Annotated in this window: 18 protein-coding genes, 1 pseudogene and 1 other annotated feature; of the genes and pseudogenes, 10 read left to right on the top strand and 9 right to left on the bottom strand. The window is 65.8% G+C overall.

Translation table 11 applies throughout. From position 1 onward, the window contains the following. Positions 1 to 3 precede the first annotated feature (3 nt). Together ACXAD2_RS00795 and ACXAD2_RS00790 are read right to left on the bottom strand one after the other, a co-directional pair. Positions 4 to 933, bottom strand: coding sequence for a LysR family transcriptional regulator (locus ACXAD2_RS00795; RefSeq protein WP_475165609.1), 930 nt, complete (start codon positions 931 to 933; stop codon positions 4 to 6). Then, positions 930 to 2,057 carry a zinc-binding dehydrogenase gene (locus tag ACXAD2_RS00790; protein WP_475165604.1) on the bottom strand — a complete coding sequence of 376 codons (1,128 nt, stop codon included), beginning with the start codon at positions 2,055 to 2,057 and terminating at the stop codon, positions 930 to 932. The genes ACXAD2_RS00795 and ACXAD2_RS00790 overlap by 4 nt, the downstream gene beginning before the upstream one ends. Before the next feature lie 184 nt (positions 2,058 to 2,241). Between ACXAD2_RS00790 and ACXAD2_RS00785 the strand changes: the two genes are divergently transcribed. The 9 genes from ACXAD2_RS00785 (at position 2,242) to ACXAD2_RS00745 (ending at position 11,205) form a co-directional block, all read left to right on the top strand. Next, entirely contained in the window at positions 2,242 to 3,234 is a 993-nt protein-coding gene (locus ACXAD2_RS00785) for a cyclase family protein (RefSeq protein WP_475165600.1), read from the top strand. A gap of 28 nt (positions 3,235 to 3,262) precedes the next feature. After that, entirely contained in the window at positions 3,263 to 4,552 is a 1,290-nt protein-coding gene (locus tag ACXAD2_RS00780; protein WP_475165598.1) for an ABC transporter substrate-binding protein, read from the top strand. Between the two features lie 166 nt (positions 4,553 to 4,718). After that, a complete protein-coding gene (locus tag ACXAD2_RS00775) occupies positions 4,719 to 5,624 on the top strand; it encodes a branched-chain amino acid ABC transporter permease (protein WP_475165594.1) in 906 nt (301 codons plus the stop codon). A gap of 9 nt (positions 5,625 to 5,633) precedes the next feature. Further along, complete coding sequence (locus tag ACXAD2_RS00770; RefSeq protein WP_475165591.1) at positions 5,634 to 6,659, top strand: branched-chain amino acid ABC transporter permease; 1,026 nt, start codon at positions 5,634 to 5,636, stop codon at positions 6,657 to 6,659. Next, positions 6,656 to 7,435, top strand: coding sequence for an ABC transporter ATP-binding protein (locus ACXAD2_RS00765; protein ID WP_475165589.1), 780 nt, complete (start codon positions 6,656 to 6,658; stop codon positions 7,433 to 7,435). The genes ACXAD2_RS00770 and ACXAD2_RS00765 overlap by 4 nt, the downstream gene beginning before the upstream one ends. Further along, complete coding sequence (locus ACXAD2_RS00760) at positions 7,435 to 8,115, top strand: ABC transporter ATP-binding protein (RefSeq protein WP_475165587.1); 681 nt, start codon at positions 7,435 to 7,437, stop codon at positions 8,113 to 8,115. The genes ACXAD2_RS00765 and ACXAD2_RS00760 overlap by 1 nt, the downstream gene beginning before the upstream one ends. Further along, positions 8,112 to 9,581 carry an aldehyde dehydrogenase family protein gene (locus tag ACXAD2_RS00755; protein WP_475165585.1) on the top strand — a complete coding sequence of 490 codons (1,470 nt, stop codon included), beginning with the start codon at positions 8,112 to 8,114 and terminating at the stop codon, positions 9,579 to 9,581. Before ACXAD2_RS00760 ends, ACXAD2_RS00755 begins: the two co-directional genes overlap by 4 nt. Positions 9,582 to 9,661: 80 nt before the next feature. After that, positions 9,662 to 10,411 (top strand): SDR family oxidoreductase, encoded by a 750-nt coding sequence (locus ACXAD2_RS00750; protein ID WP_475166046.1) that lies wholly within the window; start codon positions 9,662 to 9,664, stop codon positions 10,409 to 10,411. A gap of 44 nt (positions 10,412 to 10,455) precedes the next feature. Beyond that, the gene (locus tag ACXAD2_RS00745; RefSeq protein ID WP_475165582.1) at positions 10,456 to 11,205 is read left to right on the top strand and encodes a class I SAM-dependent methyltransferase; all 750 of its coding nucleotides are present in this window, start codon (positions 10,456 to 10,458) and stop codon (positions 11,203 to 11,205) included. Positions 11,206 to 11,207: 2 nt separating this feature from the next. On the opposite strand, the gene ACXAD2_RS00740 is transcribed toward ACXAD2_RS00745, so the two are convergent. From ACXAD2_RS00740 to ACXAD2_RS00725, 4 genes are all read right to left on the bottom strand, one after another. Continuing rightward, the gene (locus tag ACXAD2_RS00740) at positions 11,208 to 11,996 is read right to left on the bottom strand and encodes an HpcH/HpaI aldolase/citrate lyase family protein (RefSeq protein WP_475165580.1); all 789 of its coding nucleotides are present in this window, start codon (positions 11,994 to 11,996) and stop codon (positions 11,208 to 11,210) included. Further along, positions 11,990 to 13,957: a CoA transferase gene (locus tag ACXAD2_RS00735; RefSeq protein WP_475165579.1), complete on the bottom strand. Its 1,968-nt coding sequence runs from the start codon at positions 13,955 to 13,957 to the stop codon at positions 11,990 to 11,992. Before ACXAD2_RS00735 ends, ACXAD2_RS00740 begins: the two co-directional genes overlap by 7 nt. Beyond that, positions 13,957 to 15,120 carry an acyl-CoA dehydrogenase family protein gene (locus tag ACXAD2_RS00730; RefSeq protein ID WP_475165577.1) on the bottom strand — a complete coding sequence of 388 codons (1,164 nt, stop codon included), beginning with the start codon at positions 15,118 to 15,120 and terminating at the stop codon, positions 13,957 to 13,959. The genes ACXAD2_RS00735 and ACXAD2_RS00730 overlap by 1 nt, the downstream gene beginning before the upstream one ends. Before the next feature lie 148 nt (positions 15,121 to 15,268). Beyond that, on the bottom strand, positions 15,269 to 16,777 hold the full coding sequence (locus ACXAD2_RS00725; protein WP_475165576.1) for a fumarate hydratase: 1,509 nt from the start codon (positions 16,775 to 16,777) through the stop codon (positions 15,269 to 15,271). Between the two features lie 439 nt (positions 16,778 to 17,216). On the opposite strand from ACXAD2_RS00725, the pseudogene ACXAD2_RS00720 reads away from it, so the two are divergent. Beyond that, positions 17,217 to 18,451: pseudogene (locus ACXAD2_RS00720) on the top strand (IS3 family transposase). Then, positions 17,504 to 17,620 (top strand) — a sequence feature (AL1L pseudoknot). (Overlaps the previous pseudogene by 117 nt.) Here the strand turns inward: ACXAD2_RS00720 and ACXAD2_RS00715 are convergent. Genes ACXAD2_RS00715 through ACXAD2_RS00705 form a run of 3 tightly spaced genes read right to left on the bottom strand, consistent with a single transcriptional unit; the run spans position 18,387 to position 21,850 of the window. Next, entirely contained in the window at positions 18,387 to 18,968 is a 582-nt protein-coding gene (locus ACXAD2_RS00715) for an aminopeptidase P family N-terminal domain-containing protein (protein ID WP_475165573.1), read from the bottom strand. The pseudogene ACXAD2_RS00720 and the gene ACXAD2_RS00715 overlap by 65 nt on opposite strands. Further along, positions 18,958 to 20,205 (bottom strand): M20 family metallopeptidase, encoded by a 1,248-nt coding sequence (locus ACXAD2_RS00710; RefSeq protein WP_475165567.1) that lies wholly within the window; start codon positions 20,203 to 20,205, stop codon positions 18,958 to 18,960. Before ACXAD2_RS00710 ends, ACXAD2_RS00715 begins: the two co-directional genes overlap by 11 nt. Before the next feature lie 16 nt (positions 20,206 to 20,221). After that, positions 20,222 to 21,850: a dipeptide ABC transporter ATP-binding protein gene (locus ACXAD2_RS00705; RefSeq protein ID WP_475165565.1), complete on the bottom strand. Its 1,629-nt coding sequence runs from the start codon at positions 21,848 to 21,850 to the stop codon at positions 20,222 to 20,224. Positions 21,851 to 21,852 lie beyond the last annotated feature (2 nt).

The following is a 21,852-nucleotide window of genomic DNA, read 5'->3' as shown; positions in this document are numbered from 1 at the left end:
GCATCAGACCAGGGTGCCTTCCCAGATGCCGCGCTGCACCAATTCGCGCGCCACGTCGAGCGTGACCTGCTCCACCGCGCGGCAGGCCCGCGTCATCACGCGCGCCGGGTTCGAAACAAGATAGACCGGTCGCATCATGGTGGGTGCGATGATCGGCGCGCGCAGCAATTCGCCGCGCTGAACAAAATCCTGCGCGGCGACGGGGGCAAAGATCGTGTAGCCAGAGCCGCGCGCGACCAGCTCCTTGATCTGCGTCATCGCGTCCATCTCGACCACCACGTTGAGCTTGATCCCGTGTTTGCTGCAGTAGCCCTCGATCGTGTTGCGCAGCCCATTCGACGTGAGGATCATATCGAGCGGTTGCAGTTCGGCCAGTGGCACCGGCGTGCCGGGCGGGGTATCCAGGGGCCAGGCGTCGGGGGCCGAATAGAAGAACAGTTCCTCGTCCATCACGTGTGTCGCCCGCAAATGCCCGGCATCGGTCAGGTCATAGAGAAACCCGATGTCCACCGTGCCATCCTCGATCCAGGTCTTCAGATAGCCGCTCATCGCCTCGACCGCGCGCAGGCGCACCTCGGGCAGCTCCAGCCGGACCGTTTCGGCCAGCGGCACCGACATGACCATCGAGCACGACGGCGGCATGCCGAAACCCACCCGTCCGCGTACCACGCCGCCGAGTTCTCGCATGTCGTCGATGCAGCGGTCGAGGCTATCGCATATCTTCCGCGCGTGCTCGACGAAGACATGACCCTCCTGCGTCAGCAGCGTGCCGCGCGGCGAGCGGTCCATCAGCTTGACACCCAGTTCCTCCTCCATGCGCTGGATGTGCTGTGACAGCGAGGGCTGAGCAACTCCGATGCTGTGCGCCGCCGCCGAAATCGACGGCGAATCGGCGATGGCGAGAAAATAGCGTAGCTGTCTTATGTCGATCATCCGCCGAACTCGATCACCTGGCGGATGGCGGTGCCCTGGTCGAGCTGGTCCATCGCGCGGTTGATGTCGCGCAGTCTCAGTCGGTGCGTCAGCATTTTCTCGACCGGCAGCTTGCCCTGCGCGTGCAAAGAGAACATGCGAGGCAAGTCTCTTTGCGGAACGCAGGAACCGATGTAACTGCCCTTGAGTGTGCGTTCTTCGGCCACCAGTTGCAGTGCGTTCAGGGACATGCGGGCGTCGGGGTGGGGCAGGCCGGCGGTGACGGTCGTGCCACCGCGGCAGGTGCAGCCCCAGGCGGTCTCCAGCGCTCTGGTCGAACCGGCAAGCTCGATCGCCACATCGACTCCGCCGCCGGTGGCGTCGCGCACTGCTTCAATTGTGTGATCGTCGGCCTTCACCGTGCGGGTCGCGCCCATCTCAACCGCGGTCTGCATCTTCGTCTCGAACGGATCAATGGCGATGATCTCGCCCGCGCCGGCCGCCGCCGCGCCGAGGATGGCCGACAGGCCGACACCGCCCAGCCCGAAGACCGCGACCTTCGAGCCGGGCATCACCCGCGCGGTGTTGAATACGGCACCCGCGCCGGTGAGCATGGCGCAGGAAAACAGCGCCGAGATGTGTGGGGGCAGGTCAGCTTCGACCTTCACCAGCGATTGGCGCGCAAGAACGGCATGGGTGGCAAAGGCGGAAACCCCGACGTGGTGATTTACCGGCGCGCCGTCCATCGACAGCCGGCGGTGTCCGGTCATCAGCTCGCCGACGCCATGGTGCTTCGCCGCGCGGGTGCAAAGCGCGGGCCGTCCTTCGGCGCAGGGCAGGCAGCTGCCGCACCCCGGTGCGAAGATGCAGACAACATGATCCCCGGGGGCAAGATCGTCGACCCCCGCGCCGACCTCCTCGACGTAGCCCGACGCCTCGTGCCCCAGAACCATCGGCACCGGACGCGGGCGCGTGCCATTGATCACCGACAGATCCGAATGGCACACCCCGGCGGCGGCCACGCGGATCCGCACTTCACCCGGGCCGGGCGCCGCGAGGTCAAGCTCGCACACCGCCAATGTGCCCGCGGCCTCGAAATCGCGCTCCACCCCCCCGTGCAAAAGCACGGCAGCTTCGATCTTCATCCTTCTCTCCTCCCATAGGCCTGAGCGGCTCCTCCGATGCTCAGGCTAAGGCTTCGGGCGAGGGTCGAAACACCTTTCCCTAGGGGCATAGCTTAAACCTATGACCGGAATTGCGCCAAGGTATTGGCGGCGGTTCACGCTCTGACCCTACGCTCCATCACATCTCGGGCTCTGGGAGGAAGCTATGAGGACTCAATCAAAAGCAGAGAGCGCAAGCGACGGCGCATGGATCAAAGGCCTTGGTCTGGTGGTTGCCGGGCTCGCGCTGACGTTCTCGATGCAGACCGCGTCGGCGCAGGACTGGACGCAAAGTCAGTGGGGCGCCGATGACGAACTCGGCGCGGCGAACCTGATGACCCCCGAGCGGGTGAAGATGGCCGCCGAGTTGGTCACCGAGGGGAAGGTCTACAGCCTTGGCATGATCGTCGGACCGGACACGCCGGCCTTTCCGCCGCGCAGCCTGTCGCTGACGGTGCTACAGCCGGGTCAGAACGGTAATTCGGGGCTTGGTGAGAACAACTTCACCTATAACGACGACATTTTCATGGGCTGGCTCGGCATCGGGCCGCAGATCGACGGCCTCGGTCATGCCGGGGTCGATCATGTCTATTACGGCGGCCGGACCTATGGCGACTTCGCTCCGGCATCGGGCCTCACTGAACTGGGGCTTGAAAAGCTGCCTGGTCTCGTTGGCCGCGGCGTGCTGCTCGATATGGCGGCCTACTACGGCACCGACATGGTCGAGGAGGGTACGGCCTACAGCAAGGAGGACATCCAGGCCGCGGCGGACGCGCAGGGCGTCGAACTGCGCGAAGGGGATGTGGTCCTGTTCAACTCGAACTGGATGGACCTGCTCGATGGCGACGCGCCGGATCCGGAACGCTTCGGCGCGGTCGAGCCCGGCGTCGGAGTGAGCGGGGCGGAGTACCTGGCCGAGATCGGTGTCATGGCCGTGGGCGCCGACACCTGGGGCATGGAGGTGGTCCCAGCGGAAACCGAAGGACAGGCTTTCCGCGCACACCAGATTCTGCAGCCCGAACACGGCATCTACATCCTCGAGAACATGGACACCCGCGCGCTCGCCGAGGACGGCGTGCACGAGTTCCTGTTCGTGCTTGGACAGGCCCGACTGCAGGGCGCCGTGCAGATGATCATCAACCCGATCGCAATTCGCTGATCGGGACTGAAACAGGGAGGAGACCAACATGAAGAAGCTACTGACCACATCGGCGCTCTGCATTGCGATGCCGCTGGCCGCGATGGCGGCGGACAAGCCCGAGGCGTTGAAGATCGGCATGACTACGTTCCTGACCGGCCCGGCCTCGGTGTTCGGCGTTCCGGCGCGCGATGCGATGAACATCTTTGTCGAGAACCTCAACGCCGAGGGCGGCATCAACGGGGTGCCCATCGAAGTGACCTACATCGACGAGGGCGCCGGCGCCGAGGCGCTGACCTCGGAATATCGCCGGGTGGCGCAGACAGAGGGCGCCGAGGTGATGCTCGCTTCAATCTCCTCTGGCAACTGCCAGACCCTCGCGCCGCTGGCAGAGGACCTGAAGGTGCCGAACCTGATGTGGGACTGCGGCACGCAGCGCATCTTCGAGGAAGGCAGCTATGACTATGTCTTCCGCCCGCAGGGCAACGCGACGTCCGAGATGCTCGCGGCCGTGGCCTACCTCCTGAAGACCCACCCGGATTTCAAGACGATCGCAGTGGTGAACCAGGACTACGCCTGGGGCCGCGACAGCTGGGACATTTTCCACACCGCGCTCGAAGTGATGAAGCCCGACGTGGAAGTGGTAGGCGAGTTCTTTCCCAAGTTCGGCGCGCCGGACTTCTCGACCGAGATCTCGCGGCTGCAGGCGCTGCGTCCGGACGTGGTGCTCTCGACCTCCTGGGGCGGCGATCTCGACACCTTCGTGCAGCAGGCCTTCCAGCGCGGGCTGATGAATACCTCGACCTTCGTGCTGCCGCTGGCCGAAAGCTCGCTCGAGCGTCTCGGCAGCAGCCTGCCCGCAGGCCACATCGTCGGCGCGCGCGGCGATCACTACTTCCTGCACCCCGAGCGCCGCGACGACCCCGACTTCAAAGGGTTCATGGAGCAATACAAGGAAGCAACCGGCGACATCCCCGTCTATTCAGTTTTCCACGCCAGCCAAGCCTTTTCGGCGCTGAAGACCGCTTACGAGAAGGCTATTGCCGACAACGGCGTTGACTGGCCGGACGAGGAGCAGTTGCTGGCGGCGCTCGACGGCCTCGAATTTCAGGGCCTCGGCCGCGCGCTGCACCTGCGCGAGGATCACCAGGGCGTCGAGTCACAGCTCATGGGCACCAGCGCGCAGACCGGCGAGTACCCGTTCGCGACCCTCGAGAACATCATGATCTTCGACGGCGACGGGCTGCTGCCTCCGGTGGGCGAGACCTCCATCGACTGGATCAAGGGCCTCGATGCGAGCTTCGCCGACGGGCTGTCGGTCGAAACCTACGAGAACTGATGCGCTCCCGTCCGGCGCACGCGCCGGACGGGCTCTCGACATGGCCGGCGTTCGTGCTGGGCTGATCTGAGGACCCGGGCCGGTTGCCGGCCGATTTGGGCCATGCAGAGCGCCCGGTCGCTCTTCCGCGACACATTCGAACGGCCCACCAACAAGAGGCGGTCTCATGAACCTGACCATCTTCCTGCTCGCGCTTTTCGACGGAATCTCCTACGCGGCGCTGGTATTCATCGTCGCGCTCGGGTTGACCCTGATCTTCGGCGTGATGCGCATCCTGAATGTTGCCCATGGCTCGCTCTACGCGATCGGGGCCTATGCCACGGTCTCGCTGACCGGCTTCTTCCTCGCGCTCGGCTTCGCCCCGGTGTTCGCTTTCCCGCTGATGCTCGTGTCGGCGGTCCTGGTGGGCGTGCTGCTGGGCGGACCAATCGAGTGGCTGCTGCTGCGGCGCATCTACGACAAGCCCGAGGTGCTGCAGCTTCTGGTCACGTTCGCGGTGTTCATGATCCTTGAGGACGTTCAACGTCTCGTCTGGGGCACGCAGCCCTATTTCCAGGCCAGCGCGCTGCAGGCGCTTGGCAACGTGACGCTCTTTGGCGTGACCTACACGGTCTACCAATTGATCCTGTTGCCGCTGGTCGCGATCGGCCTGCTCTTCGGGCTGCGCTTTTTCCTGCGCCATACGGTGATCGGCAAGCTCATCCTCGCCACCACAGAGGATCGCGAGGCCGCGCAATCCATCGGCATCGATGCCGACCGCGTGTTCCTGTTCACTTTCGTCGTCGGCGCGGTGCTCGCGGGGCTCGGAGGTGCGCTCGCCTCGCCCACCACCTCGATCCTGCCGGGCATGGGCGCAGATATGATCGTGCTGTCCTTCGCCGTGGTCGCCACGGCGGGCCTGGGCCAGATTGGCGGCGCGGCGATCGCTGCGCTGATGATCGGCCTGGGGCGGTCCTTCGCCGTCTACGTCTGGCCCGAGGTTGCCGTACTCGTGCCCTATCTCATCATGGTGCTGGTCCTGCTGGTCCGCCCCGAGGGGCTCTTCGGCAGCCCTGTCGCCCGCAAGATCTGAGGACGCGACATGAGCGATATTTCTCAACACTCCACTTCACGGGGCGCCGTCAAATCCGGCGGCATGCCCTCGCTGCGCGCGCTGCTGACGCTTCTGACGGTGCTGTTGCTGGCAGCGGTGCCCTTCATCGCGCCCTCGATGCAGCTTCTGATCAACCTGGCGCTGGCCAAGGGCATTGCCGTGCTCGGCGTGACCGTGCTGCTGCGGGCTGGCCAGGTGTCTTTCGGACACGCGCTGTTCTTTGGTATCTCGGCCTATGCCGGGGCCTTCCTGATGGCCTCGCTTCCGGCGGCGGACCTTATTCTCGTGCTGATAGCGGGCGTCATCGGCGCGGCGCTGAGCGGGCTGCTGGTCGGGCTCTTCGTGGTGCGCTACCGCGGTATCTTCTTTGGAATGCTGAACCTCGCGTTCTCGATGATCTTCTGGTCCATCCTCGAGAAGTTCTACCACGTCACCGGCGGCGCCGACGGCATCCGCCTCCCGCGTCCCACGGTGCTGGGCATGGCGCTCGAACGGGCGGGATTCGAGGCGGTGATCTTCTACCTATCGATCGCGCTTATGGTTGTGCTGGGATGGTTCACGCTACGTTGGTTCGCCTCCCCGGTGGGTCAGGTCTTCCAGACAATCAAGACCAACGAGACGCGGCTTGAATACCTCGGGCTCTCGCCCAAGCGCGTACTTTTGTCGGGATACCTGCTCTCGGCGATCCTTTGTGGTGTCGGCGGCTCGCTGATGGCGATGACCCAGGGCGTGGTGACACCGGAATACGTCTGGTGGGTTCGCTCGGCCGAGATGGTCTTCATCGCAGTGCTTGGCGGCGCGGGCTCGGTGCGCGGGGCCTTCATCGGTGCACTGATCTACGAGATCGTGCGGGTCTATGCCTCGGCCTACGCCGGAGACATTTGGCAAATGCTGCTCGGAGCCTTCCTGCTGGTCATAATCCTCTTTGCGCCGGGCGGCATCATGGGCATCGCGGACGGGCTCATGCACCGCGGCGGCAAGAGCCGAACCAGCACGAGGGAGAACGCAGAATGAACGCGATAAACATGCCGAATGCCGCCAAGCCGCCGCTGCTGGAGACGCGCGAGCTGATGATCAAGTTCGGCGGCGTGACTGCGGCCAACAATGTCTCGATGCAGATCGAGGCCGGGCGCAACCTCGCCATCATCGGCCCCAACGGCGCGGGCAAGACGACCTTCCTCAACATCTGCACCGGCTGGCTGAAACCGCGCTCGGGTAAGGTTTTCCTGGAGGGCGAGGACATCACCCCGCTGCCGCCCCGCAAGATCGTGCGGCGCGGTGTGGCGCGCGCCTTCCAGATCCCGCAACTGTTCACCGAGCACACCGCGCTCGAGAACCTGCTGATCTCGGCGTCGGCCCGCGAGGGGCTGCGCAACCCGCTGCAGAACCTGCACAACATTCGCCAGCGTGATGAGATGATGCATCTGCTGGATCTGGTGCATTGCACCGATGTGGCGGACCGGGTCGTGGTCGAGCTCTCGGAGGGGCAGCGCAAGCTGATAGACATCGCCGTGGCACTGGCGCTGAAACCGCGCCTGTTGCTGATGGACGAGCCGACCTCGGGCGTGGCCTCGTCGCAAAAGCACGAAGTGATGGAGATCCTCGTCGGCGCGCTCGCCGAGGCCGGGGTCACCTCGGTCTTCGTCGAGCACGACATGGGCATCGTCGCCCGCCACGCCGACGAAGTGGCGGTCTGGAACGCTGGCAACGTGCAACTGCGCGGCACGCCGGAAGAGATACTCGAACACCCCGACGTGATCCGGGACGTCATCGGCGAGGAGGTGGCCTGATGCTCGAATTTCGCAATGTGACCGCCTCGATCGGTATCATCGAGATCCTGCGGGACCTGAACTTCCGCATCGAGCCGGCCGAAACGCTTGCTCTGATCGGACGCAACGGCGCGGGTAAGACGACGCTGCTGCGCACAATCATGGGCTTCACCAAAGTGCGCGGCGAGCTTCACTTTGATGGCAAGCCGCTGACCTCGGTGGCGCCACCCAAGCGCCCGGGACTGGGAATTGGCTACTCTCCCGAAGACCGGCGGCTGTTTTCGGCCTTCACCGTCGAGGAAAATATCCTGCTGCCCGCCGATGCGGCTCGGCTCGGCGCGGCGGAGACGAAGCGCCGGCTGGACAAGGTCTACGACATCCTGCCCGAGCTGAAGGAAATGGCGGGACGTCCTGCAGGCAACGTCTCGGGCGGGCAGGGCAAGATGGTCGCCCTTGCCCGGGCGCTCATGCTCGGCACGAAGCTGGTGATGCTGGACGAGCCGTTCCAGGGCCTCGCACCGGCGCTGGCCCTGCGCTACGCCGACGCGCTGCGCGCCCTGCGCGACAGCGACCGCAGCATCACCCTCATCATTACTGAATCCAATCCCTCGCTGTTGCGAGGTTTCGCCAGCCGGACGCTGGTCATCGAACGCGGCGAGGTCGGCGAAGGGTCGCTCGATCCGGAAAGGAAAAGCGCATGAAAGACTTCCCTGTTAGCTCGCGCAGCCTCGTGCTGCCGAAACCCCTGAACCTCGTCGGCAACGACTTTCTCCCGGCCGCTTCGGGCGCCGAGATGGAGGTGCTTTCGCCGCTCGATGGCCTGCCCTTCACCAGGATTGCTGACAGTGGCCTCGAGGACGTTGACGCGGCAGTTGCCGCCGCTCGTGCTGCCTTCGACGGCGGCGCATGGAGCAAGCTCTCGGCGGCGGAACGCGGCCGGCTCATGCTGAAGCTCTCAGCACTGATCCTCGAGCATGCCGAGGAACTGGCGCAGCTCGAGTCCGCCGACAATGGCAAACCCATCGTGCAGGCGCGCGCCGACATGCAAGTGACCGCGCGCTACTTCGAATTCTACGGCGGCGCGGCGGACAAGGTGCATGGCGAGATCATCCCCTTCCAGCCCGGCTACAACGTCGAGGTGCAGCGCGAGCCGCATGGCGTCACCGGCCACATCATCCCCTGGAACTACCCGGCGCAGATGTTCGGCCGCTCGGTGGCCCCGGCACTAGCCATGGGCAATGCCACGGTGCTCAAGCCCGCCGAGGACGCCTGCCTCACGGCACTGCGCATCGGCGAGCTGGCGGTCGAGGCTGGCTTCCCGCCCGGCGCGCTCAACATCGTCACCGGGCGTGGCGAGGTCGCGGGCAAGGCGCTGTCTGAGCACCGCGGCATCGACTTCATCTCGTTCACCGGCTCGCCCGAGGTGGGCGTGATGATCCAGACCGCGGCGGCGCGGAACTTCATCGGCTGCACGCTGGAACTGGGCGGCAAGTCGCCGCAGATCCTCTTCGAAGACGCAGATCTCGACGCGGCGATCCCTGTGGTCGTCAAAGCGCTGATCCAGAACGGCGGGCAGACCTGTTCGGCGGGCACGCGGGCGCTGGTGCATCGCAGCCTCTGGGACCGCGTCGTGTCCGAGCTGAAGACCGCCTTCGAGGGCATCGAGGCCAGCGCTTCGGATGAGGCGGCGGTGCTCGGCCCGCTGATTTCGGCCAAGCAGAAGCGCCGGGTCGAGGGCTACATCGCGGAGGCCGATGCGCCGCTGATCGCGCGGGGCGGGATCGCGGCTGACGCGCCCGAGGGCGGCTACTACGTTGCCCCCGCCATCTTCGGCCCCTGCGCGCCGGAAGCGCGGATCGCGCAAGAGGAGGTCTTTGGCCCGGTGCTGGCGATGATCCCCTTCGACGACGAGGCCGAGGCCATCCGCATCGCCAATGGCACCGACTACGGGCTGGTCGCGGCGGTCTGGACCAAGGACGGCGCCCGGCAGCAACGTGTCGCCAAGGCGCTGCGCTGCGGGCAGGTATTCATTAACGGCTACGGCGCGGGTGGCGGTGTCGAGCTGCCCTTCGGCGGCATCCGGAAATCCGGTCACGGCCGCGAGAAGGGCTTCGCGGCATTGCTGGAGTTTTCCCACATCAAGACGATCGTGAACAACCACGGCTGAGCGCCGGGGCTGCAAGACATTGCGACAGGTTTCGCCGGCCCGCGGGGGCCGGCCCGAAAGACATGGCTAGGAGAATGAAAGTGAGACTTCAGGGCAAGACAACTATGATCACCGGCGCGGCCTCGGGCTTCGGCAAGGGCATCGCCGAGGTCTATATCCGCGAGGGGGCCAAAGTCGCCGTGGCCGACCTCAACGCCGATGGCGCCCGCGCCGTGGCCGAGGAACTCGGGCCGAACGCCATCGCGGTCACCTGCGACGTGTCCAAGTCCGACCAGGTCGAGGCGGCGGTGGCGCAGACCATCGAGGCCTTCGGCAGTCTGGACATCGTGGTCAACAACGCCGGCTGGACCAACCCGAACCGGCCGCTGATGGAAACCGACGAAGAAACTTTCCGGCGGATCTACGACATCAACGTGCTGTCGGTCTTCCACATGACCAAGACCTGCGTGCCGCTCTGGCGCAAGCAGGGTGGCGGCGTGATGCTCAATGTCGGATCGGTGGCGGGCATCCGTCCGCGGCCCGGCCTGACATGGTACAACTCGTCCAAGGGCGCAGTGAACATCATGACGAAGTCCCTAGCGGTCGAGCTGGCGCCGGACAAGATCAGGGTCTGCGGCATTGCGCCGGTCATGGGGGTCACCGGGCTGCTCGAACAATTCATGGGCATGCCTGACACCCCAGAAAACCGGCAGAAGTTCCTCGCGACGATCCCCATGGGTCGCTTCTCCGAACCGCGCGACGTCGCCAATGCCGCGCTCTATCTCGGTTCGGACGAGGCGGATTTCATCACCGGCGTGATCCTTGAGGTCGACGGCGGCAGAACTGTCTGATCCTGCATCCCGTCCCGGTACCCCCAGGCCAGAGGAGAAGACCCATGCCAAGCCGCAAGATGCTCGACGCGACCCGCCAGGCGACGGGGCAGGGGGCGACGCCCGAGACCAGCGTCGTAACGGCCAAGATCCTCGGTGTGCTTGCCGCCGAGGAGGTGCGCCGCGTCATCGACATTGGCTGCGGCAGGGGTGATCTCGCAGCGGCGCTGGTGCGTCGCGGCTACGCCGTCACCGGTGTGGACCCGCAAGCAGAAACGCTGGAGATCGCCCGGGGCCGGGCACCGGGGGCCGAGTTTCTGCAGGCGGGGGCCGAGGCCATCCCCGCGCGGGCGGGCAGCTTCGGCGCGGCGGTCTTTCTGAATTCTCTGCACCATGTTCCGGAGGGGATGATGGACGCCGGGCTCGCGGAGGCATGGCGCCTGCTGCGGCCGGACGGCGTTCTTGTGGTCGTAGAGCCGCTGGCCCGGGGCAGCTTCTTCGAGGCGATGCGCCGGGTTGACGACGAAACGGAGGTGCGCGCGCAGGCGCGCGCGGCGCTGGATCGCTTCGGTGCGGGTCAGCGCTGCGAGACCGTGGAGGATGTGCAGCTTGACCGGATCAGCCGCTTCGCGTCCGTAGACGCCTTTATCACCTATCTCTGCGCCGCGGACCCTGCGCGCCAGGCCCTCATCGACGCTGATACCGAGGCCGTGACCCGGGACTTCCTGCACTGGGCCGAGACCCCCGGCGACGAGGCGCCCTACCAGCTCACCCAGCCGCACATGGTCCGGGTCCTGCGTAAGCTGCCAGGCTGAACTCAGTCCGCGTTCGCCAGAATGGCGCGGGCGCGCAGGCGCACCGGCTCGTCGACCATGGCGCCATCCACAGCAACCGCCCCGTCCCCCGAGGCCAGCACGCGCGCGGCCCAGTCCCTTTCGGCGGCGGTCGGGGCAAAACCGACCCGGATCGGTGCGATCTGCCGCGGGTGGATGCAGAGCTTCCCGGTCATGCCGAGGCTGCGGGCATGGCGGCTGTCGTCTTCGGTGATTTCGGGGTCCGAGAGGTCGGTGGTGATACCGTCGATCGGCGCGGCGATCCCGGCGAGGCGCGAGGCGATGACCAGTTCGAGCCGCACCGAGCGCAGAGTGTCGCGCAGGTGCTCGCATCCGATGTCGGCGCAAAAGTCGATCGACCCAAAGGCGAGGCGTGGCACGTCCGTACAGGCGGCGATCTCGCGCGCGGCGGCAAGCCCGCGTGCGCTTTCGATCAGCGGCAGGATCGGACGGCCCGCCCGCTGCGCGACCTCGGCGACGGCATCCGGGCATTCCGCCTTGGGCAGCATGACTGCGGCAAAGGGGAGGGCGGCGGCGGCCTCGACGTCCGCCGTGTGCCATGGCGTGGCGGCGGGGTTGACCCGGACCAGGACGGGAAGATCGGTGAAATCGCAGGCGAGGGCGGCGCGGGCCGCGTCCTTGGCCTCCACCGCCACGGCGTCCTCGAGGTCGAGGACCACCGCGCAGGCGCCCGAGGCCGCCGCCTTGGCGAAGCGGTCGGGGCGGTCGGCGGGCACGAAGAGCGGGGCGCGGAGCGTCTCGATGCTTACCATCGGGCGATTGCCTCCATCGCGACGGGCCCACGCGGCCGCGAGGTCCAGAGGCTCATGCCTTCCGCGGTGTCCTGCGCGTTCAGCGCGAAGTCCGCCGTGTCGAAAAGCGGGGACAGACTTCGGAAGCGGAATTCGGAAGGCATCGCGCCACGCAGGTCGGCGGCATATTGGGCCAGCAGCGTCGCCTGCAGCGGGCCGTGCACGATCAGCCCGGGGTAGCCTTCCTCACCGGTGACATAGGGCTGGTCATAGTGGATGCGATGGCCGTTGAAGGTGAGCGCGGAGTAGCGGAACAGGAGTACGGGATCTGCTGCAATCTCCTTGCGGTGCGCGCCGGGCGCGGCGGCGTCGGGCTCGGCCTTTGGCGCTCCGGTATCGACACCGCGATAGACGATGTCCTGGCGCTCGGTGACCGCGGGGCCATCGCCGTCTGAAATCTCGTGCTCGACGGTGACGAAACAGAGCGGGCCGGTGCGGCCACGCTTGAGCACTGCGTCGCGGATGGTCGAAAGCCGCGTAACCGTCGCGCCGAGGCGCAGCGGACGGTGGAAGGTGAAGGCACCGCCGGCCCACATGCGACGGGGCAGCGGAACCGGCGGCAGAAAGCCTCCGCGCGTGGGATGTCCATCCGGGCCGAGTTCGCCTGCGGGCACAGCTGGTTGGGTGAGGCAGAGGTGGATCAGCAGGGGAGCCTCGGCGCCGTTGTCGAGTGGCCCGTTGCGCCCGAAGGTGGCGTTGAAACGTTCGGCAAACGCAGGCGTGAGCAGTTCCGAGCGGGTCTCGGTCCGGCCGATCCAGCGACGAAGGGCGTCGATGTCGATTTCCGGATCGGTCATGGTTTCGCTCATGCTCAATTCTCCGTCTCGAGATGCGGCGCTGGCAAGGCCCGGCACCGGACCGTAGCTGCGGGTTTCTCCGGCAACGCGCGGGGCAGGTGCAGGGTAGGACACCGGCCCGTTGGGCGTGTCGACCTCGATGCGCCGCAGGTGGGGATGGGTTGAAAGCCCTGCCATATCGTTCACCGATGCCATGGCCACATCCGCCCTGTCCAGCGCGGCCATAGCCTCGTCGTGGCTCATCCGGGCGAAGGCCTCGACGACGAGGCCATCGGTCTCGGAACGGTTGGCCACCCGCGCAACGTTGGTGGCAAAGCGCGGATCGCGTCCAAGCTCGGGGCGCTGCAGGAAGTGCTCGCACAGCATCTGCCATTCCCTGTCGCTCTGGACCGAGATGAGAATGAGCTGGCCGTCGCGGGTCTCGAAGGCGCTGTAGGGCGAGATCGAAGGATGCGCCATACCGACGCGGCGCGGGGTCTTACCGCCCTCGTGGTTGAGCAGCGGCACGGTCATCCATTCCGCCATGACGTCGAACATGGAGATGGTGATCGCCGTGCCCTTTCCGGTGATCCCTCGCGCGATCAGCGCCTCGAGAATGGCGGCATGGGCGGTGGCGCCGGTGGCGACATCGACGATGGACATGCCAACGCGCGCTGGTTCCGACGGGCCGCCGGTGATCGAGCAGAGCCCCGACTCCGCCTGGATCAGCAGATCGTAGGCCTTGCGGTCTGCCATGGGACCACCCTCGCCATAGCCGGTGATCGAGCAGGTTATCAGCTTCGGGTAGTCGCGGGCGAGGCGCTCGGGTGTGAAGCCCAGTCGGCCAAGTGCGCCGCGCTTGAGGTTCTGGACCAGCACGTCGGCATCCTTGAGTAGCCGCGCCAGTTCCGCGCGTCCACCATCGGACCGCAGGTCGAGCGCGACCGAGGTCTTGCCGCGGTTGAGCCAGACGAAATAGCTCGATTGCCCCGCTGCGACGGCATCGTAGCCGCGCGCGAAGTCACCCTCGGGACGTTCGATCTTGATCACCTCGGCGCCGGCATCGGCAAGACGCGAGGTGGCGAAAGGCGCCGCCACCGCCTGCTCGACGGCAACGACCTTCAGGCCGGCAAGGGGGAGGGTCATCAGAAGCTCCGCGGCAGGCCGAGCACGTGCTCGGCGACATAGGACAGGATGAGGTTGGTCGAGATCGGCGCGACCTGATAGAGGCGCGTTTCGCGGAACTTGCGCTCGACGTCGTACTCGCAGGCGAAGCCGAAGCCGCCGTGGAACTGGATGCAGGCGTTGGCCGCCTCCCAGCTGGCCTTCGCTGCGAGATACTTGGCCATGTTGGCCTCGGCGCCGCAGGGCTTCCCCTCGTCGAAGAGCGCGCAGGCCTTGTAGCGCATGAGGTTGGCGGCCTCGACCTCGATATAGCTTTCCGCGATGGGGAACTGCACGCCCTGGTTCTGACCGATGGGACGGCCGAAAACGGTGCGCTCGCCGACGTATTTCGCAACCCGGTCGATGAACCAGTAGCCGTCACCGATGCATTCTGCCGCGATCAGCGTGCGCTCGGCGTTGAGCCCGGTGAGGATGTACTTGAAGCCCTTGCCCTCTTCGCCGATCAGGTTCTCCTCGGGGATCTCGAGGTTGTCGAAGAAGAGCTCATTGGTCTCGTGGTTGACCATGTTGGGGATCGGGCGGACCTCCATGCCCGAGCCCATCGCCTCCTTGATGTCGACGAGGAAGATCGACAGCCCCTCGGATTTCTTCTTCACCTCCGAAAGAGGCGTGGTGCGGGCGAGCAGGATCATCAGATCGGAGTGCTGCACCCGGCTGATCCAAACCTTCTGCCCGTTGATCACATAGCGGTCGCCCTTCTTGATGGCGGTGGTCTTGATCTTGGTGGTGTCGGTGCCGGTGGTCGGCTCGGTCACCCCCATGGATTGCAGGCGCAGCTCGCCCGAGGCCAGCTTGGGCAGGATGCGGCGGCGCTGCTCCTCGGAACCATGCCGCACGAGCGTGTTCATGTTGTACATCTGGCCGTGGCAGGCGCCGGAGTTGCCGCCAGCGCGGTTGATCTCCTCCATGATCACCGAGGCCTCTGTCAGCCCCAGTCCCGAGCCGCCGTATTCCTCGGGGATCAGCGCGGCCATCCAGCCGGCTTTGGTCAGCGCGTCGACGAACTCTTCCGGATAGCCGCGGGCCTCGTCGATCTTGCGGTGGTACTCGTCGGGAAACTGGGCGCAGAGCGCGCGCACTGCATCGCGAATGTCCTGAAAGTCTTCTTCAACGTGCTGAAGCAACGCGCTCTCCTTCCGTCGGCTTACCTGCGCCCGGGGGCGCCCTGGTCTGCAGACTGCCGCATCGCGGCGGATCAGCGGAAATACGGGTTTGTCATGGGGGCCATATGTTCAGTCTATGGCCCCTCCGGTTGACGCGCGGAGGGTCGGTTCAGCTTTCGGCAGGCGCGGGGTTTCGGCGCCAGCGCGCCGGGCCGAGCCGGTGTACCGATTGCCCGGTGCTGTCCACCGCCACGGTCACCGGCATGTCACGGATCTCGAACTCGCGGACCGCCTCCATGCCGAGGTCCTCGAAGGCGACCATGCGCGCGCCCCGGATCGCCCGCGATACCAAAACCGCCGCGCCGCCCACGGCGATGAGGTAGGTCGCGCCGGCTGCAGCGATGCGCTCGACTGCATCGGGCCCGCGCTCTGCCTTGCCGATCATCGACAGCAGCCCCTGGTCGAGCATCATCTGCGTGTAGCTGTCCATCCGGGTCGAGGTGGTCGGCCCGGCGGGGCCCACCACCTCGGAGCCGACCGGATCAACCGGCCCGACGTAGTAAATAACCCGGCCCTGCAGTGAGAAGGGTAACGTCTCACCCCGCGTGAGGATCTCGCTGATACGCCGGTGAGCGGCATCGCGCCCCGTGAGGATGTGCCCGCTCAGCAGCAGCAACTCTCCGGGCTGCCACTGGGCCATTTCCTCCTTGGTTAGCGTGTCGACATTCACCCGGCGCAGGGTCCTGTCAGACGCGCTGCCGTCGATCTCGGGCCAAAGCGAGAGGTCGGGTGGATCGAGGTAGACCGGACCCTCGCCGGTGAGCGTCACCTTGGCGTGCCGGTTTGCCGCGCATTGCGGCATCAGCGCCACCGGCTTCGATGCGGCATGAGTCGGGTAGGACGTGACCTTCGCGTCGACCACCGTGGTCAGCCCGCCGAGCCCCTGCGCGCCGATCCCCAGGGCGTTGATCCGCCGATAGAGTTCGACCCTCAACTCCTCCTCGGGTGTTGCGGGGCCGCGCTCCAGCAGGTCGTGCATGTCGATCTCGTCCATCAGCGCGCGCTTGGAAAGCAGCATGGCCTTCTCGGCGCTGCCGCCAACACCGACCGAGATCACCCCGGGTGGGCACCAGCCTGCACCCAAGCCCTCGACGGTCTCAACAACCCAGTCGGCGACCGAGGCAGCGGGGTTGAGCATGGCATAGCGTGCCTTGTTCTCCGAGCCTCCGCCCTTCGCGGCCACCATCAGCTCGAGCCTGTCACCAAGACAGCTCTCCACGTGTGTCACGGCCGGGGTGTTGTCGCGGGTGTTGCGCCGGGCGAAGATCGGGTCGGACACCATCGAGGCGCGCAGCGGATTACCCTCGTCGAGATAGGCAAGGCGGACACCTTCGTTGATGCACTGCTCCAATGTCCGGTCGCCGGAGATCGTCACCGACTGACCGAGGCGCGCGAAGACCGTCACCATTCCGGTGTCCTGGCAGACAGGGCGGTGGCCGAGCGCCGCCATCCGCGCACTTTGCAGGATCTGGCCGATCGCGTCCCGTGCTGCGGGACTCTCCTCGCTCCGATAAGCCTCGGTGAGGCGTCGCATGTAGTCCGGCGCGTGGTAGACCGCGATGTACTGAAGCGCTGCGCGAATCGTTTCGGTGATGTCCTCGCCTCGGATCGTGGTCATTGTGTCTCCCTCCCTCACGCGCGCAAGGATGCAGCACGTCACAGATATTTGCGAGTGCGCCGGCCAGAGCGGAATCCTATTGCCGCGTGAAGAACATCCAATGGGCGGTCGTGAGCGATACGTTTCTTGGCTATCACCCCGAAAGACCCGGCTTGAGGCGCTCGGCTGAAGGCTACGTGTGGCTTATTTCTAAGGACTGTCCGTCATCAAATAATTTGGGACCCGGAATGCTCAGCCGGTCAGGAGGGTCTGGCTCATACTGTTCGAGGTTAGGCCGCCTGAGTTCGGTTGAGCAAGCGGCGCTGGCGGATGGTGTCGGACTTGATCCTCCTTCGTTCGGCTAAGATGGCTTTGGCGCGACCGAAGTAGACGTCGGCCGGGGTGACGTTTTAACCGCCCCGGGTTTACCGGAGAGTAAAACTCTCAAGAGGTGAGCCTCATGACAGACAAGAAACACAGCCCGAGCTACACGGCCGAGTTCCGCGCGCGCGGCGTTCGGCTCTTCCGCGAACATCGCTCTGATTACAGCAGCGACAGTGCCGCCTACCGAGCAATTGCCTCGAAGCTGGGCTGTTCGACTTTCAGCCTGCGGGACTGGTGTCGGCGGGCCGCGCGTGATGCAGGCGAACTGTCCGGACCGACGAGCGAGGAGAAAGCACGGATCAAGGCCCTGGAGCGTGAGAACCGTGAACTCAGGCAAGCCAACGAGATCCTGAAGAAGGCCAGCGCATATTTCGCTGCGGCGGAGCTCGACCGCCCATTCCGCAAATGATCGCGTTCATCGACGATCATCGTGGCGTCTTTGGTGTCGGGCCGATCTGCCGGGTTCTGGGGATCGCATCATCGACGTATTATGTCTTCAAGGCGGTGGAGCGCGATCCGGAGCTGGCATCGGGCCGGGTCCGCCAGGATCGGCAGGACATGGCAGCGATCAGGCAGGTCTTCGATGGCAGGCGGGGACGATATGGCGCGCGCAAGGTCTGACACCAACTGCGCCGTGAAGGGCGCGACATCGCTCGCTGCACGGTGGAGCGGCTGATGAAGGTGATGGGATTACAGGGCGTTGTCCGCGGGAAGAAGGTCATCACGACCAACCCCGATGCGGCCCAGCCTTGCCCGGACGACAAGGTGAACCGCGTTTTCGCGGCAGACATGCCGAACCAGTTCTGGGTCAGCGATTTCACCTATGTCTCAAGCTGGCAGGGCATGGTCTACGTGGCCTTCATCATCGACGTCTTTGCCCGCAAGATCGTAGGCTGGCGCGTCTCGACCTCGATGACCACCGGTTTCGTCCTTGATGCCCTGAACCAGGCCATCTGCCAGCGGGCGCCGTCCGAGGCTGACAAGCTGATCCACCACAGCGACCGCGGCAGCCAATACCTGTCGATCCGATACACCGAGCGGCTCGCCGAGGCAGGCATCGACACCTCAGTCGGCAGCGTCGGCGATTCCTATGACAACGCCCTGGCAGAAAGCATCATCGGTCTGTTCAAGACCGAGGTCATCAAGTTCCTCGGCCCCTGGAAGTCCGTTGGTCAGGTCGAATGGGAAACCCTGAAATGGGTCGACTGGTATAACAACACCCGCCTGCACAGCGCCATAGGATACATCACGCCGCACGAAGCAGAGGAGGCATTCTACGAAAACTTGAACGCTGCTGAAAAAGCGGCCTAATCAATGAACCAGAAACTCTCCGGTAAACCCGGGGCGGTTCAATCTCGGCCAGCCTGCTTATCTCGTGGTCCGACTTCACCCAGCGCAGCGCGTCGGTCAGCCCCTCGAGGTTGCGGAACTGCAGCTGCGGCAGCGCGTCCCCCAGCGCGGCCATCCGGGCCGGGTTCCAGCTGATCGAATTGAAGTCGACCGCGATGCGCGCCGCGCCGAAGCCCCGGCGCTCGAGCTCGCGTGCCATCACCTGCTCGGGGCAGGCGGTGTCGGGGTAGCCGACGACATCGGTGATCCAGCCGCCCTCGCGGCAGGGTTCGGCATCAAGCTGGCGCAGCACGAACCACGGCGCACCCTCGCGCGGGAGGAACACCGCGCGATACATCGTCTCGGAAACGCTGTAGCCCGAGACCCACGCAAGGCTCTCGCCACTGTCGAGGACCAGCAGGTCGCAACCCGCCTCGGCCATCGCGGCGCGGGCCTTCTCGATCCGCCAGAGGTATTCGGCGGGGATCTCAGTTGCCATCGTCGACGCCGCAGATGTCCATGATCGTGAGCATGTAGATCTTGATCAGGTCGAGGTAGTCGGCAATGTCCACGCGCTCGTCCGGCATGGTGTTGTAGCGCCCGCCGCTGCCGCAGACGATGCCCTCCATGCCGCCCAGTTCGTAGAGGTGCCCGGCGTCCGAGCCATAGAACCGCGTCGGGGTGATGGCGCCGGTCGGCTGCGGCTCGCCGCGCACGGCCTCATAGGCGGCGTTGATCGCGCCGACGATGGCGCTGTCGCGGCGCACCTCGTAGGGCGGCATCAGCGACAGGCCCTGCTCTTCCATCGTGTCCATCGAGATCAGCTTGGTCTTGAGGCCCGGGTAGCGCGCGCGCAGCGCCGTCAGTTCAAGCTCCATGTCGGCCAGCACGCCGTCGCGGGTCTGGCCCGGCGCATAGCGCGACGAGCCTTTCAGCACGCAGAAATCCGCCACTTGCGGAGGGCGCCATTCCTCCAATTCGCGGCCGAGGGCGGCCTTGAACACGCCGACATGGCAGCGGTTGACCGAAGCGTGCTCCGGGCTCTGCGCGCCCGAGAAGGTCATGGCGTTCAGCCGCCCCACGAGATCGCAGCCCGCGACAAGCGCATCGACCGCTTCCTCGCGCTTCGACAGGTGGCGGGTGTCGCCGGTCAGCTCGATCTGGAACTTGAGCGCGGCGCTGTGCATGGTCACCGCGACAAGGTCGCTGGGTTCGCCATTGACGAAATAGTCGGCACGGATGCCGTCGCGCAGCAGTGCCTCGGTGCCGACGCCGCCCTGCAATTCGCCGACCACATAGGTCAGGATGACGTCGCCCTTGAGCTTCACGCCAGCCGCCTGCAGCGCCCGGACCGCGCAGAAGAAGGCGGCGTTCGAAGACTTCATGTTCGAGACGCCGATGCCGTAGATGAACTTGTCATCCACCAGCCCGCCCCAGGGATCGACGGTCCAGCCCTCGGTCACCGGGTTGGTGTCGAGATGGCCGTTGTACATCAGGCTGTGGCCGCCGCCGGTGCCCTTCAGCACGCCGATGGCATTGCTGCGGCCCTTCTCGCCGAAGCCGTGGATGTAGGCGTCGACGCCGATCGCGCCCATTTCCTCGACCATGCGTTTGACCAGAACGGTTTCGCCCTCGGTCTCGGAGTAGGTCTTGTGCTTGATCATCATCGACACGAAGTCGGTGGCATCCTTGGCATCCTTGGCGTCGATGCTGTCGAGCAGCGTAGTGCGGTCCATCAGTCTGTCCTTGGAGTTATGCGCTGTGGGTCGAGGCGGGGGGAGTGACCGCCTCCAGCAATTGGCGCGTGTAGGGCGCGCGCCCGGGGTCGGTGATGCTTTCGGCGTCGGCGATCTCGACCAGGTCGCCGCGGTACATCACCGCGATCCGATGCGCGATCTGGCGCACCAGGTTGATGTCGTGGGTGATGAAGACATAGGCCGCGCCGGTGTCGCGATGCAGCTCCATCAGAAGCTCGATCACCGAGGCCTGCACCGAGACGTCCAGCGCCGATGTGATCTCGTCGCAGATCACCAGCCGGGGGTTCGACAGGAAGGCGCGGGCGATGGCGATGCGCTGCTTCTCGCCGCCCGACAGCTCGTGCGGGTAGCGGTCGATGTAGCTCGCCGGAAGGCGCACGCGCTCGAGCATCGCGGCGATCCGGTCACGGGCGCTGCCCTGTCCCTTGCCATAGAGCCTGATCGGCCGGGTGAGGATCTCGGAGATCCGCTGGCGCGGGTTCAGCGAGGCGTCGGGATGCTGGAAGATGATCTGCACGTCGCGCCGGTAGTCCGCATCCATGTCGGAAAGACCGCGCACCGGCTTGCCGTCGATCTCGATCAGCCCCTCGAAGCGGTTGAGGCCGGTCATCGCCTTGGCCAGCGTCGATTTTCCCGAGCCGCTTTCGCCGACGATGCCCAGCACCTCGCCGGGGCGAAGGTCCAGCGTCACCGCGCGGCTGCCCACGACGATCGGGGACTCGCGGCGCACCAGCCTGTCGATCGGCGATTTGCGGCCATAGCTCACGGTCACGTCGCGCACCGAGACCAACGGCTTCTGTGCCGCCTCCAGCGGTTTGACGAGCCGCCGCTCGGGTTGCGGCGCGGCGGCGATCAACGCCTTCGTGTAGGCATGGCGGGGGGCGCGGAACAGCGCGCCGGTTTCACCCTCCTCGACGATCACCCCCTTTTGCAGGACGGCGACCCGGTCGGCGGTCTGCGACAGCAGCGCCAGATCGTGCGAGATATAGAGCGAGGCCACGCCGGTCTCTTGCTGGAGGCCGGCAAAGAGGTCGAGGATCTGCCGGGCGGTGATCACATCGAGAGCCGTGGTCGGCTCGTCGAAGATGATGAGCTCGGGGTTGCAGGCAAAGGCGGTGGCAATGACCACGCGCTGCTTCTCGCCGCCCGACACCTCGTGCGGCATGCGCTGCATCATCTCGCGCGGGGTCTTGAGCCCGACATGCGCGAGGCGCTCCTCGCCCTCGGCCCAGGCCTGCGCCGGCGAGAGCTTCTGGTGCCGGACCAGCACTTCGGCCAGCTGTTCCCCAAGCCGGAGCGTGGGGTTGAGCGAGGTCGCCGGATCCTGGAACACCATCGAGACCCGGCTGCCGCGGATGTCCGACATCTGCCGTTCGGATTGCGCTCGCAGGTCGGTCTGCCCGAGGAAGATGGCTCCGGCATTCTCGCGGGCATTGCCGGCAAGGTGGCGCATGATGGCGCTTGCCATGCTCGACTTGCCCGACCCGCTTTCGCCCACCAGCCCGAGGATCTCGCCGCGGTCGATGGCCAGGTCGATGCCGTTGAGCACCTGCACCGCGCCGCCCTTGACTTCATAGGCCAGCGAGTAGTCCTCGACCCGGAGCACCTTGGTTGTCTGTGTCATGT

The sequence above is a fragment of the Salipiger sp. ABN3_019 genome, assembly GCF_056158605.1.
The sequence above is the reverse complement of the archived record's forward strand: the minus strand, read 5'-3'. Positions and strand labels throughout refer to the sequence as shown.

Bases quoted from the DNA above. Each gene is read 5' to 3' on its own strand.
- ACXAD2_RS00795 (WP_475165609.1), bottom strand. From the start codon at position 933: ATGATCGACATAAGACAGCTACGCTATTTTCTCGCCATCGCCGATTCG.
- ACXAD2_RS00780 (WP_475165598.1), top strand. From the start codon at position 3,263: ATGAAGAAGCTACTGACCACATCGGCGCTCTGCATTGCGATGCCGCTG.
- ACXAD2_RS00790 (WP_475165604.1), bottom strand. From the start codon at position 2,057: ATGAAGATCGAAGCTGCCGTGCTTTTGCACGGGGGGGTGGAGCGCGAT.
- ACXAD2_RS00765 (WP_475165589.1), top strand. From the start codon at position 6,656: ATGAACGCGATAAACATGCCGAATGCCGCCAAGCCGCCGCTGCTGGAG.
- ACXAD2_RS00785 (WP_475165600.1), top strand. From the start codon at position 2,242: ATGAGGACTCAATCAAAAGCAGAGAGCGCAAGCGACGGCGCATGGATC.
- ACXAD2_RS00775 (WP_475165594.1), top strand. From the start codon at position 4,719: ATGAACCTGACCATCTTCCTGCTCGCGCTTTTCGACGGAATCTCCTAC.
- ACXAD2_RS00745 (WP_475165582.1), top strand. From the start codon at position 10,456: ATGCCAAGCCGCAAGATGCTCGACGCGACCCGCCAGGCGACGGGGCAG.
- ACXAD2_RS00755 (WP_475165585.1), top strand. From the start codon at position 8,112: ATGAAAGACTTCCCTGTTAGCTCGCGCAGCCTCGTGCTGCCGAAACCC.
- ACXAD2_RS00770 (WP_475165591.1), top strand. From the start codon at position 5,634: ATGAGCGATATTTCTCAACACTCCACTTCACGGGGCGCCGTCAAATCC.
- ACXAD2_RS00760 (WP_475165587.1), top strand. From the start codon at position 7,435: ATGCTCGAATTTCGCAATGTGACCGCCTCGATCGGTATCATCGAGATC.
- ACXAD2_RS00710 (WP_475165567.1), bottom strand. From the start codon at position 20,205: ATGGACCGCACTACGCTGCTCGACAGCATCGACGCCAAGGATGCCAAG.
- ACXAD2_RS00705 (WP_475165565.1), bottom strand. From the start codon at position 21,850: ATGACACAGACAACCAAGGTGCTCCGGGTCGAGGACTACTCGCTGGCC.
- ACXAD2_RS00715 (WP_475165573.1), bottom strand. From the start codon at position 18,968: ATGGCAACTGAGATCCCCGCCGAATACCTCTGGCGGATCGAGAAGGCC.
- ACXAD2_RS00740 (WP_475165580.1), bottom strand. From the start codon at position 11,996: ATGGTAAGCATCGAGACGCTCCGCGCCCCGCTCTTCGTGCCCGCCGAC.
- ACXAD2_RS00735 (WP_475165579.1), bottom strand. From the start codon at position 13,957: ATGACCCTCCCCCTTGCCGGCCTGAAGGTCGTTGCCGTCGAGCAGGCG.
- ACXAD2_RS00725 (WP_475165576.1), bottom strand. From the start codon at position 16,777: ATGACCACGATCCGAGGCGAGGACATCACCGAAACGATTCGCGCAGCG.